Source organism: Methylophaga muralis (genome assembly GCF_001720165.1).
Lineage (GTDB): Bacteria > Pseudomonadota > Gammaproteobacteria > Nitrosococcales > Methylophagaceae > Methylophaga > Methylophaga muralis.
Genome location: NZ_MCRI01000010.1, coordinates 36278 through 49331, shown reverse-complemented (window position 1 = coordinate 49331; position 13054 = coordinate 36278). Strand labels below are relative to the sequence as shown.

Genomic DNA, 13054 nt, shown 5'->3' with positions numbered 1-13054 from the left:
ACTTCAGGCCGTGGTCTTGATTGGCCACGGCTTGTTTTTATTTTGACTAATAATACATTCAGTGAGCGTTTACTAGCCTGGTATGACCAATATGGTCGTAAAGATTTACCGTGGCAGAAAAACGCTACGGCTTATCATACCTGGCTATCAGAAGTGATGCTGCAGCAGACTCAGGTATCTACCGTTATCCCTTATTACCAACGTTTCATTGAGCGTTTTCCCGATATTAATGCTCTGGCAAATGCCAATGTTGACGAGGTACTCAGTCTTTGGTCAGGGCTGGGCTATTACGCACGAGGTCGCAATCTGCATAAAGCTGCAGTACAAATGCAGCAATTACATAATGCTAAGGTTCCACAAGATTTTGAGGCATTACTCGATTTACCCGGAATTGGACGCTCGACTGCAGGGGCAATTATGGCACTCGCCTATCATCAACCATTTCCTATTCTGGATGGTAATGTAAAACGTGTGCTGGCCCGCTATGATGCAATCACTATCTGGCCGGGTGAAAAAAAAGCTGAAACCGCTATGTGGCAACGTGCCGAACAATTATTGCCGACTAGTCGTATTGCCAATTATATTCAGGCGCAAATGGATTTAGGTGCCACCTTATGTACCCGCAGCCGTCCAGATTGTAATAGGTGTCCTTTGCAAACTGATTGTCAGGCTTATGCATCAGGTGAACCGACTTTATTTCCGGTACGAAAAGCCAAAAAACAAATACCCTTGCGCCAAACTAATTGGTTTGTATATATCAATAAGGATAGACAGATATTATTAGAACAGCGTCCAGCAAATGGGATCTGGGGAGGTTTATGGAGTTTCCCTGAAGCTGAAACGCCAGAGTTTCCAGAAAGTCATTTGCCGATAAAAAACACGCTATTTGCATCAAAAATGCCTGAAATCAAGCATGTTTTCAGTCATTTTAAATTGACCATACAGCCATTTATTTTCAATGCTGAGCCAAATCACTTCGTTGCTGAGAATAATCAATACATCTGGGTTAAAATAGAACAAGCGTTAACAATGGGCCTACCGGCTCCCGTTAAACAATTAATTGAATTCTTATCATCAACCGAGAGGATGCTATGACACGTACCGTGCATTGTGTAAAACTCAACAAAGAAGCAGAGGCGCTTGATTTTCCGCCTTACCCTGGTGAACTGGGTAAAAAAATCTATGAAAGCGTTTCAAAAGAAGCGTGGCAAATGTGGATAGCCCACCAAACCATGTTGATAAATGAATATCGCTTATCTCTGGCTGACCCAAAATCGCAAGCTTTTTTAAAGACCGAATTGGAGAAATTCTTCTTTGGTGAGGGTTCAGAAAAGCCAGCTGAATTTAAGCCACTTTAGCCTGTGTTAACAGCAAAATCGCGCACTTTGACCGCAAGACTGACTCATTAATCGCAGTTAACTAAATTCTATAAACCGGCTTATTTTGTTCACCAAATCTCAAATAAAGATAATGTATTCAATGGTTAAGCGTTTTTTTGTTCGTTTTAATAGCTATTTCTAATAACAAAAAAATTTTGTTATCTCCAAAATAAATGTGACTTTTTGTTAAATTTTGGGCGTACAATGCGATTAACCCCTTTTTAAGGGGTAGTGTAAGCTGACTTAGGAGTTAAGTTAGCAGAAGATTTAAGATATTGAGGTTGATATGGCAGAGCAAGTTACAGGCACAGTGAAATGGTTCAATGACGCAAAAGGATTCGGCTTTATTGAACGCGCCGATGGTCCAGATGTATTTGTACATCACAGCGCGATTAAATCAGATGGTTTCAGAACTCTGAAAGAAGGCCAATCTGTCACGATGGAAGTGACACAAGGTCAGAAAGGTCCACAAGCGGAAAACGTTGTCCCTAGCTGATAACCAGATCCGATACAGACATGAAAAACCGGTTAAGTAATTAGCCGGTTTTTTTTGCCTATGTTTTGAATTAATTCAAATGTATAACTTGACGCTAGGCAACTTGCACAGGCAATATCCCACGCCCATAGGAAAGGAATTTCGTTATGTCTTATCGCGATAAATTTAGTGTTGTTTTAGTGACACTTTCACTTGGTTGTCTGACTGCACCAGCCCAAGCTGATTGGAAACAATTCTTAAATGACTTCAGTAAATCTGGAACCGCCATACTGGGGAATCAACAAGGTAGCGATTTAAGCACAGATATGATCGCCAATGGCTTAAAAGAAGCCCTGGAAGTCGGCACAAGAAAAGCAGTTGAGAATGTTAGCCAAGAAGGCGGTTATCTGAATAATCCGCAAATTCGTATTCCACTCCCTCCCCGTGTACAACAAGCAGCTGGTGTTATGCGTCAGATGGGTCTGAATAAAATGGCAGATGACTTTGAGCAAAGTATCAACCGTGCAGCAGAAAAAGCGGCCCCGCAGGCAACATCAATCATGATAGATGCGATTAAAAGCATGACCATCGACGATGCTCGTACCATTTTGAATGGTGAAAATGATGCCGCCACCCGTTTCTTTGAAGATCGCACCCGTACCAAACTCGCCGGTTTATTTGAACCAATCATCGATACTTCTTTGAATGAAGTTGGCGCGACCCGATATTACAATCAACTTGACGATAAAGTCAGCTCATTGCCTGTAGTAGGCCAAGATCTGAATCTCGATTTACCCGATTATGTAACGGGGCAGGCTCTCGATGGCTTATTTGTCATGCTGGCCCAGGAAGAACAAAAAATCCGTAATAATCCCGCCGCCCGTACCTCAGAAATTTTGCAGCAAGTTTTTGGCAGTAAATAGTGTTTTTTGTCTACTAAGCAAAAACACTATGTAATAAAATAATCACAATAAAAATAAGGGAAACAACATGGCAAGAAATCACAACCTGAATCTCGCAAGTCAAGGCACCTCGTTAAAAGCACTTTTTACCGGTTATCTGGTTGTGGTGGCAGTGGGCTATCTAATGGCAATTGTTCAAATCCAGCTTACCCACGGTTTGGCTGATGGCAAATATGGTCTGTCTATTGATGACATTGTCTACAGCTATTACGGTAATAGAAGCAACTCGTTACTTGAAAACAAATTACATGGCTCGATGAAACCGATGGCAACCGATGATGAGCGGGCTAAAATCATTAGCTGGGTTCATGCCGGTGCGACTGAAGAAGCTTATGAAAATGATGGTATCAGACAAATCTTTGATGCCAAATGCATTGTCTGTCATAACGCCGATGCAGGTGGTGCTGTGCCAGATTACTCTGATTTCAAGCAGATTAAAGAACGTGCTGTGGTCGACACTGGAGCGAGTATTGCAGCACTTGCTCGTGTTTCGCATATTCACTTATTCGGTATTGCCTTTATCTTTATGTTTGTCGGCTTGATTTTCAGCTTGGCTTCGGGCGTGCCAAAACCATTAAAAGTCACCGTTATTTCTATGCCATATATCTTCCTGCTGATCGATATCAGTTCATGGTGGTTGACCAAGCTGAATCCTAATTTTGCTTGGTTTGTCATTATCGGCGGTGGAGCAATGGCGTTATCGTTTGCCTTTATGTGGGTGGTATCGATGTACGAAATGTGGATCCTGCCGCGCTATCGTGAAGATAATCGAGATGCCTTACTCGACGAGTAGGCCATAACTGAAAAAGCCGCTGTCTAGTTATCAAGACAGCGGCTTTTTAGTATCTAAAGAAGATAAATATTGCGTTAGTCGTTCTGCAAGGCTTCCAACTTTTCCCATTTTTCAAAAGCAGCTTCCAGCGATTTTTCCAAATCTGTCATCTGCGTTTGCACTTGTTTAATTTTAGTTGCATCCTGCTGATAAAAGTCTGCCGCTGCCATTTTTTCTGTCAATGCAGCAATCTGTTGTTCAAGCTTTTCAATTTCCAGCGGCAAAGCTTTTAGATCCAGCTGTTGCTGATAAGTTAATGATGATTTTTTCTTAGCCGTCTTTGCAGCCGAAGCCGGTTCTAGTTTAGTAGCTGGCTTGTCCTGTTTAGCTGGCTGCTGCCGTTGTGCCAGCCAATCATCATAACCACCAACATACTCACGCACTTGCTGGTCTTCATCAAACACGATGCAACTGGTGACAACATTATTCAGAAAGCTTCGATCATGGCTGACCAGCAACATGGTGCCGGTAAAGCCCAGTAATAAATCTTCCAGCAATTCCAACGTTTCAGCATCAAGATCGTTAGTTGGTTCATCTAAAACCAATAGATTAGCTGGTTGAGTAAATAATTTTGCCAGTAACAACCGATTACGCTCGCCACCAGATAAGACTTTTACCGGTGTTCGGGCGCGTTCTGGTGTAAACAGAAAATCCTGCAAGTAACCAATGATATGTTTACGGCTGCCATTAACTTCAACAAAGTCTCTGCCCTGCCCAACATTGTCAACAACACTGGCTTCCTCATCGAGCTGGCTGCGTAATTGATCAAAATACGCTACCTGCAAATTGGTACCTAAACGTACCGTCCCGGTTTGCGGTTCCGCCCGACCTAATAAAATCGACAGTAAAGTGCTTTTACCACAACCATTCGGTCCAATAATACCAATGCGATCGCCACGCTGAATGAGCGTTGAAAAATCTTTAAATAACTGTCTACCATCAAACTCCTGGCTGATATTTTCAACTTCAACCACTAATTTGCCGCTGCGATCTCCTTCCTGGATCTGCATAGACACATTACCCTGCACTTCACGGCGTTGCCCACGTTCACGACGCAGCTTTTCCAGTGCTCTGACTCGACCTTCATTACGAGTGCGCCGAGCTTTAATACCTTGACGGATCCACACCTCTTCCTGGGCCAGTTTTTTATCAAACAAGGCATTCTGTTCGGCTTCAGCCGCCAGCAAAGCTTCTCTTTTTTGCAAAAAGCTATGGTAATCACCAGGAAAACTTACTAACTGCCCACGATCCAGTTGCACGATACGGGTCGCTAATGCCTGCAAAAAGCTACGATCATGAGTGATGAATAATAAGGTGCCGCCATAGCTTTTCAGAAAACCTTCCAGCCAGGTGATAGAACTAATATCCAAATGGTTAGTCGGTTCATCCAGCAATAAAATATCTGGCTGACGAACCAAAGCCTGAGCCAGTAAAACCCGACGCTTCATCCCACCAGACAGACTGGCAAATTCCACATCCGCATCCAGAGACAGGCGCGAAATTACTGTTTCGACTTGCTGCTCAAGACTCCAACCATCAACTGCTTCGAGTTTATGTTGTGCTTTTTCCAGCTTGTTAAGAATTTGTTCACTGCTATCGTGTTGCAGTTGCTGAACAATATGATGATATTCCACCAGCAATGGGGCAACCTCACCCAGTCCTGCTGCCACCACATCGAATACACTGCCACCGGTACCAGCCGGAACTTCCTGTTCCAGACGGGCAATTTTCAACTCTTGCAGTCCCACCATTTCACCGCTATCAGGTGTAATTTCGCCAGCAATGACTTTCATCAAGGTTGATTTACCAGCTCCGTTACGGCCCACCAGACACACCCTTTCGCCTTTATCGAGCTGGAAGTCGACTTTATCAAGTAAATTGGGACCGCCATAACTGACGGACAGCTGTTTTAAAGACAATAATGCCACGGGTTAAACCTCTGCAGTTTCTGCGTTTTCGAGTATTTCACTGGCTTCTAGCCAGTCCATTTCAGCCTGTTCCACTGCCGCCTTGGTTGCGGCTTGTTCTTGTAACACAGCTTTGAGTTTTTCTTTATTAGTCGCTTCATACATCGTTGTATCAGCGAGTTGTAATTCTATTTTGGCAAGTTCAGCATTCAGTTTGTCGAGCGTCTGTTCTGCTTTTTTGACCTGATTGCGCAGCGGCTGTAATTTCTGCCGTTGCTGGGCTGCTGCTTGGCGATCCAGCTTTTTGGTATTGTTGGCAGTAGCTGCTTTATCACTGCTGTTACTGATGGTATCCCGTCCAAGACGTAATTGGCGGTAGTCATCCAAATCACCTTCGAACGCGCTGGCTTTACCATCGGCCACCAGCCATAAGTCATCAGTAACATTGCGCAGAAAATACCGGTCATGTGAAACCACCACTAAGGCGCCTTCGTATTCCTGTAGTGCCATCGTCAATGCCTGACGCATTTCCAAATCAAGATGATTGGTTGGCTCATCAAGCAGTAACAATGCTGGACGTTGATAAACTAATAATGCCAGCACTAAACGCGCTTTTTCACCACCGGAAAATGGTGCAACGGGTTCTAATGCAGTATCACCATTAAAACCGAAACCACCGAGAAAGTTACGGCAATCCTGTTCAGTCGCCAGCGGATCCAGTCGCTGCAAATGCTTTAATGCACTGTCATCGGGGCGTAATTGTTCCAGTTGATGCTGGGCAAAATAACCAATAACAATATCTTTACCTTCCCGGCGTTTGCCGCTGAGCGGTTCCAGTTCGCCGGCTATCAGTTTGATTAATGTCGATTTACCGGCACCGTTAGGGCCTAACAAACCAATACGATCGCCCGGTGCAAGGTGTAATTTAATGTTATCGATTAACGGTGTTTGCTGATAACCCACACTGGCTTTATCCAACGCTAAAATTGGCGTGGTTAAACGGCGCGGCTCAAAAAAACGAAAATGAAATGGTGAATCAACATGGGCCGGAGCAATCTTTTCCATGCGTTCCAGCGCTTTAATACGACTTTGTGCTTGTTTGGCTTTGGTGGCTTTGGCTTTAAAGCGATTCACAAAGTCACGGATATGCGCGATTTCAGATTGTTGTTTCTGATAAGCAGATTGCTGATTGGCCAGATGCTCGGCACGGGCTATTTCAAAATCCGAATAATTACCGGTATATAGTTTAACCCGTTGTTGTTCGATATGAGCGATATGAGTAACCACGCGATCCAGAAATTCGCGGTCATGCGAAATCACCAGCAAAGTACCGGCATAACTGCGCAGCCACTCTTCCAGCCAATATACCGCTTCAAGATCCAGGTGATTGGTCGGTTCATCCAGCAGCAATAAATCACTGCGACACATCAATGCCTGAGCAAGATTTAGCCGCATACGCCAACCACCGGAAAAGGTTCTGACCGCATTTTCCTGCTGATCAGCACTGAATCCCAACCCATGCAGTAATTTTGCCGCCCGGTACGTGCGGTGTAGCCATCAATCAGTCCCAATTGATCATGCAGCTGAGTTTGCAAATGCCCATCTTCATTTTTCTCAGCCTGCAGCAACTGGGTTAATAACTGACTAAGCTCAGCATCGCCTTGCAGTACATAGTCGATCGCTGATGTATCAACCGCCGGGGTTTCCTGAGCGACATGCGCAATTACCCAGGATTCGGGCAATGTCAGATCACCACTGTCGGCATGGATTTCGTTACGAATCATCGCAAATAAGCTGGATTTTCCCGTGCCATTGGCACCGGTCAAACCGATACGTTGTCCCGGATGAATCACCAGATTGGCAGCTTCAAACAATAAACGGGGTCCGCGACGTAAAGAAAGTTGGCTAAGATTTATCATGGCGCGAATTGTATCAAGCCTGCCTATCGACTGTATTGAAGAAATATGACTGTTAGATAAATGACTGCAAAAAATTAAACCGATACCGGCAATTGCCAATCAATGGGAGTTTGCCCGTGTTGCTGTAAATAGGTATTGGCCTGGCTGAAATGTTTACAGCCTAAAACCCACGATGAGCGGATAAGGGTGATGGGTGCGGCGCTTTCAAAACCAGATGTCGCTGACTATCGATAGCGAGGCCTTTTTTTTGCGCATAACTGCCCCACAGCATAAACACTACATTTTCACGGCGCTGATTTACTAGGGCGATTACCTTATCAGTAAACTGTTCCCAGCCTTTTCCCTGATGCGCATTGGCCTGCCCGTGCTCTACCGTTAATACGGCATTGAGTAATAAAACACCTTGTTTTGCCCAGGCTTCAAGATAACCATGCTTTGGTGGAGTAATACTCAGATCATTATTCAGTTCTTTGTAAATATTCATCAGCGAAGGTGGAATGGCTACACCCGGCTTTACTGAAAAACACAAACCATGTGCTTGCCCAGGCTGGTGATAAGGATCCTGGCCGATAATCACAACTTTGACTTGTGATAGAGGCGTAGTTTCCAAGGCATGAAACCAATCAGCTGAATGAGGATAAACTATCTTGTGTTGCGCTTTTTGCTGCTGCAAAAAAGTCTTCAATTGCAACATATAAGGTTGTTCAAATTCCCCGCCAAGTAACGCTTGCCATTCAGGCGCTTTCTGCAAAGCCATTATCACTTCCCCGTAGTTAAATTCACATCATACTAATTTTGATTTTTTCACTCAGCCTTGCAACTCAGGTATACGGCGACCAGTCAGATAATGCCGGCTGAAAATATTTAATATTTCAAACTTTCAGGCCGATAGACAAGTTAATAAGTTACTGTTACTTTCAGTGGATACCATTTGCAGTCATTCAAATGTTTGTCGCAATAGTATCTATTCACAAGGAATCGCGATGGATAATAACGCCAATGTATTAATCGTAGATGATGTCCCTGACAATATTCAGGTCGCGATGAATTTTTTAAAAGAAGAGCCTTATAACCTCTCTTTTGCGACCAGAGGACAGGAAGCTCTCGCACTGATGCGAACTCACGATTATGACCTGATCCTGCTGGATATCATGATGCCCGAAATGGACGGTTATGAAGTATGTCGACGAATCAAAGCAGAACCAAGATTGCAGGATATTCCGATTATCTTTGTCACAGCCAAGGTCGATGTTGACTCGATAACTCAAGGCTTCCAAACCGGCGCAGTAGATTATCTTTGTAAACCTTTTCATGCCGAAGAGTTACTCGCCAGAGTCAATACCCATCTCACCTTATATCGCGCTAAAAAACTTCTTCAACAAAATAATCTTTCACTCCAGCATAAATATGAACAAAACCAGCAACGGCTGCTAACCGAGCTTGAACAAAACCAGCTGGAAATGATTTATGTGTTAACTGAGTTGATGGAATCCACTTCTGACGAAACTGGCAAACATATTCGTCGGGTAGCAGAGTGTTGCAGATTATTGGCTTTGTACCATGAAAGCCTGACCGATGAAGATGCCGACATTCTGTTTCATGCCGCGCCAATGCATGATATCGGCAAAATCACCATTCCCCATTCCATCTTGCATAAACCCGGCAAACTCACTGAAGATGAATTTGCCATCATGAAAACTCACACCACCCGAGCCTATAAAATCCTCAACAACTCAAAACGCAAATACACCAAAGCGGCAGCAATCATCGCGTATCAACATCATGAAAAATGGGATGGAACAGGTTATCCACAAGGATTGAAGGGCCAGGATATTCACATCTATGGTCGTATCGTGGGTTTGATTGATGTGTTTGATGCTTTGATGCATAAGCGGGTGTATAAAGAAGCATGGACGCTGGAAGCGACAGTGGATTACATTAAAAAACATAGCAGTAGTCAATTTGATCCTTATTTGGTGAATATATTGATGGAACATATTGATGAATTTGTTGCCATTGCCAATCAAAACTAACTGGCTGTTTTTTATTGTTCTGTTGTGCATCAGTTGCCGGCTGTCGGCGTTGACGTTTACGGAAGAAGAGCAGGCATGGATCGACAATAACCCAGAAGTTTTATTAGGTGCAGATTACAGCTGGGCTCCCTATGATTTTCTCAATGAGAATAATGAACATGACGGTATTGCTGCTGATGTTTTAAAGCTAGTCAGTGAAAAAAGTGGTTTAAAAATTGTGGTTGAACCCGATATCTGGGCGAACACAATGCAAAAAATGCGTAATGGCGAGTTAATGGGCCTTAGCTGCGCGGCAGCCAACGCAGAACGTGAGGAATTTCTGTTATTCAGCAAACCATACGTCAGCATGTCTCTAGGAATTATTGTCCAGCAACATCGGGATGATATTAAGTCCATCGAAGATTTAGCTGGCCTGACCTTGGCCGTCAATGAAGATTCTTATCTACATAACTGGCTGAAAGTCCATTATCCTGACCTGGATTTGCTACTAACGGACTCTAATGACGATTCGCTAGAGGCTGTGTCTTTTTCAAAAGCAGATGCCTATATCGGTAATATCGCGGTCCTTAGTAACGTTATTAAACAACGCTATCTTTCTAACCTGAAAGTAGCCGCCAAAGTGCCGGGAGTGACAACGGATACGTCAGTTGCTATTGATAAACGTTATCCGCTTTTGCACAGCATTATAGAAAAATCCCTAGCAGCAATTACGGCTGCAGAAAAACAGCAAATCATTGATAAGTGGTATGCCATAGTCACTGACAACTCCGGGTTTGAGGTATTACCTGGCGAACAAAGCGGCTTGATTTAACCGATAAAGAACAGCAATGGATAAAAGATAATCCAGTGATAAAAATAGGGGTTGACCCTTATTGGCCACCGTTTGATTTTATTGATAAAAATGCTGTTCACAGTGGAATCAGTGCTGATTATGTACAGCTGATCAGCAAAAAGACTGGCCTGCAATTCCAGCTTGAAACCTACGCTGACTGGCAATCCGTCATCAGAGCAGCTCAGTTACGGCAGGTTGATTTGCTCCCAGCACTCTCACGCAATACCTATCGCGAAACATTTCTGGATATGTCGATCCCCTATCTCGACTATCCCCTTGCCATTGCGACCACCAAATTCGGTCATCTTACTAATCTGAACCAGCTAAGTAATAAACCTGTCGGTGTGGTTAAGGGCTACTTTGCTGAATCCATTTTATTGGCCCATTATCCGGAAATTAACATCGTCTACGTTCCCTCGGTTCGAGAGGGTTTAACGATGTTAGCCGCTGAAGAGATTGATGCCTATTTCGATATCATTGCGACCATCACCTACAACGCTAGTCAAATTGGTTTGACCCACCTCAATACGAGTATTGTTGACGAGTTTTCATCTGCATTACATATGGGTATCACTAAAGAGCAACCAGAGTTACTATCAATCATTAACAAAGCCCTGGCTGCGATCACAGCTGAAGAAAAACGGGTTATAGATCAACGCTGGATGTCCATTGCTACTTTCGATCGCACTAATTACACCTTACTGATTCAAGTCGCTGCTATTTTATTACTTATTCTGTTGGCCAGTATTTACTGGAATAGACGATTAAGTATTGAAGTCGATAAACGGCTTATTTCCGAACAACAACTTCGCGACAGTGAAGCACAGCTTTTACACCTGATTAACGTAATGCCGATGAGTCTGATGGTAACTTCAGCAGTTGATGGCAGTATTTTATTGGCCAATGAACACTGTTATGAAGAATTAGGTTTTACCCCAGAGCAACAAGAGAAGATTAAAGTTCAAGAGTTTTATGCGGATCTAGGGCAACGTCAAGGTGTGTTGGAAAAACTTAGCAAAGAGGGAGAAATTATTGGCAAACTGGTCAAAATTAAAACTAAAAATGGTCAAATCATTCAAGGACTGTTCTCGATAATATCAATTCAATATCAAGGTAAACCAGCCTTTCTCGGCTTTTATCTCAACATGCAAGAACGAATCGCTCTCGAAAACTCACTAAAGGAAGCGAAAACTCACGCTGAGGCAGCAAACTTGGCTAAATCGCAGTTTCTCGCCAATATGAGCCATGAAATTCGTACCCCGATGAATGCGATTCTAGGATTTACCGAATTACTGGACGAGCAAATCACCGAACCGCGTCTCAAAGCTTTTATTAAAACCATTCGCGGAGCTGGCAATACTCTATTGCTGCTGATAAACGATATTCTTGATTTATCGAAAATCGAAGCTGGCAAACTCCAGCTGAATAAAACTGCCACTGATCCACATCAGCTGTTTGATGAAATCGCCAATATGTTTGTGTTGCAAATCCGTAATAAGGATTTAACGCTGCACTTAGATATCGATCCGAACCTACCCCACGGCTTGCTGCTGGATGCTACACGTTTGAGACAAGTGCTGTTCAACCTCATCAGTAATGCAGTGAAATTTACCGATGTTGGTCATGTGCGTATTCACGTTCATGCCGATAACGTTGATGATCATTTAAGCAAGCTTGATTTACATATTCTGGTCGAAGATACCGGTATTGGTATTCCCGAAGCTGAAGTCGAACATATTTTCGAAATCTTCGCTCAGCAATCCGGCCAGGATGTTCGCAAATATGGTGGAACCGGCCTTGGTTTATCAATCACCCGTCGTTTGATAGAAATGATGGGGGGACAAATTCATCTGCACAGTAAAAGTGGTGAAGGCTCTGTGTTTACCATTGATTTGCCCGGGATTGATATCGCAGCAATAGCCAGCGATAAACTTCGCCAACAGGCGTTAGCATTTGATGCCAGCCGAATACGTTTTGAGCCGGCCCATATGTTGATCGTGGATGATGTTAATCATAATCGGGAGTTAATTCGCCAACATTTTATCAACAGTAATATTCAAACCAGTGAAGCCGAAAATGGTCAGCTAGCGGTTGATTTTGTCAAAAACAATACGTTAGATCTGGTGTTGATGGATATTCGTATGCCAGTAATGGATGGCTATGAAGCTGCCAAACAAATCAAGCTGATTAAACCTGATTTACCTATAATCGCGTTGACTGCCTCGGTAATGAAAGATGCTTACGAACAGGATAAATTGCAACATTTTGATGCTTACTTACGCAAACCAGTGCTTCGCAATGAGCTATTTCATGCGTTAAGTGTGTTTTTGGGCTATCAAACCATTGAAATTCAAGCTACGAAGGTTGTTCAAGAAGATTGGTCACAACTCGATAAACAGCAACTTTTATCGATCTTTAATCACTTTCAAACTGACATTGACGAAATTTGGCAAAAAGCCAGCCAAAGCAATAGCATGACGGATATTAAATCCTTTGCTCATGCCATAGCCAAACTTGCTACTGAATATCAAATTGATACTTTGGATCGTTATGCCAGCCAGTTACTGGAACGTATTGATGCATTTGATATTGAAGGCATGAAAATATTACTAAAACAATTTGCCTCGTTAAGAAGTAATCTTCAACAAATTATTCGTGCTGTTTAGCCAGAAAGGCTTAAGCCGATATGATTTGTTTGCCGCTTTTTTATACAAT

General features: G+C 43.2%; 9 protein-coding genes and 2 pseudogenes. 8 read left to right on the top strand and 3 right to left on the bottom strand.

The features are described from left to right. Window positions 1-42 precede the first annotated feature (42 nt). The 5 genes from mutY to A9E74_RS06150 all read left to right on the top strand — a co-directional run bounded on the left by mutY (window position 43) and on the right by A9E74_RS06150 (window position 3609). Complete coding sequence (gene mutY, locus A9E74_RS06170) at window positions 43-1095, top strand: A/G-specific adenine glycosylase (RefSeq protein WP_069295771.1); 1053 nt, start codon at window positions 43-45, stop codon at window positions 1093-1095. After that, the gene (locus tag A9E74_RS06165; RefSeq protein WP_069295770.1) at window positions 1092-1358 is read left to right on the top strand and encodes an oxidative damage protection protein; all 267 of its coding nucleotides are present in this window, start codon (window positions 1092-1094) and stop codon (window positions 1356-1358) included. The genes mutY and A9E74_RS06165 overlap by 4 nt, the downstream gene beginning before the upstream one ends. Before the next feature lie 307 nt (window positions 1359-1665). Next, entirely contained in the window at window positions 1666-1875 is a 210-nt protein-coding gene (locus A9E74_RS06160; protein WP_069295769.1) for a cold-shock protein, read from the top strand. Between the two features lie 146 nt (window positions 1876-2021). Then, window positions 2022-2777, top strand: coding sequence for a DUF4197 domain-containing protein (locus A9E74_RS06155; RefSeq protein WP_069295768.1), 756 nt, complete (start codon window positions 2022-2024; stop codon window positions 2775-2777). 67 nt (window positions 2778-2844) lie between these two features. Continuing rightward, the gene (locus A9E74_RS06150; protein ID WP_069295767.1) at window positions 2845-3609 is read left to right on the top strand and encodes a cytochrome c family protein; all 765 of its coding nucleotides are present in this window, start codon (window positions 2845-2847) and stop codon (window positions 3607-3609) included. 74 nt (window positions 3610-3683) lie between these two features. On the opposite strand, the gene A9E74_RS06145 is transcribed toward A9E74_RS06150, so the two are convergent. From A9E74_RS06145 to ung, 3 genes and pseudogenes are all read right to left on the bottom strand, one after another. Beyond that, complete coding sequence (locus tag A9E74_RS06145) at window positions 3684-5576, bottom strand: ATP-binding cassette domain-containing protein (protein ID WP_069295766.1); 1893 nt, start codon at window positions 5574-5576, stop codon at window positions 3684-3686. A gap of 3 nt (window positions 5577-5579) precedes the next feature. Continuing rightward, a pseudogene (locus tag A9E74_RS06140) lies at window positions 5580-7474 on the bottom strand (ATP-binding cassette domain-containing protein). A gap of 74 nt (window positions 7475-7548) precedes the next feature. Then, a pseudogene (gene ung / locus A9E74_RS06135) lies at window positions 7549-8231 on the bottom strand (uracil-DNA glycosylase). Window positions 8232-8457: 226 nt separating this feature from the next. Here ung and A9E74_RS06130 point away from each other — a divergent pair. Genes A9E74_RS06130 through A9E74_RS06120 form a run of 3 tightly spaced genes read left to right on the top strand, consistent with a single transcriptional unit; the run spans window position 8458 to window position 13005 of the window. Further along, window positions 8458-9507: a response regulator gene (locus A9E74_RS06130; RefSeq protein WP_069295765.1), complete on the top strand. Its 1050-nt coding sequence runs from the start codon at window positions 8458-8460 to the stop codon at window positions 9505-9507. After that, entirely contained in the window at window positions 9476-10318 is an 843-nt protein-coding gene (locus A9E74_RS14235; protein ID WP_069295764.1) for a transporter substrate-binding domain-containing protein, read from the top strand. The genes A9E74_RS06130 and A9E74_RS14235 overlap by 32 nt, the downstream gene beginning before the upstream one ends. A gap of 35 nt (window positions 10319-10353) precedes the next feature. Then, complete coding sequence (locus A9E74_RS06120; RefSeq protein ID WP_069295763.1) at window positions 10354-13005, top strand: ATP-binding protein; 2652 nt, start codon at window positions 10354-10356, stop codon at window positions 13003-13005. Window positions 13006-13054 lie beyond the last annotated feature (49 nt).

Coding starts and splice junctions, on each gene's coding strand:
- A9E74_RS06165 (WP_069295770.1), top strand. CDS start 1,092: ATGACACGTACCGTGCATTGTGTAAAACTCAACAAAGAAGCAGAGGCG.
- A9E74_RS06155 (WP_069295768.1), top strand. CDS start 2,022: ATGTCTTATCGCGATAAATTTAGTGTTGTTTTAGTGACACTTTCACTT.
- A9E74_RS06130 (WP_069295765.1), top strand. CDS start 8,458: ATGGATAATAACGCCAATGTATTAATCGTAGATGATGTCCCTGACAAT.
- A9E74_RS06150 (WP_069295767.1), top strand. CDS start 2,845: ATGGCAAGAAATCACAACCTGAATCTCGCAAGTCAAGGCACCTCGTTA.
- A9E74_RS06160 (WP_069295769.1), top strand. CDS start 1,666: ATGGCAGAGCAAGTTACAGGCACAGTGAAATGGTTCAATGACGCAAAA.
- A9E74_RS14235 (WP_069295764.1), top strand. CDS start 9,476: ATGAATTTGTTGCCATTGCCAATCAAAACTAACTGGCTGTTTTTTATT.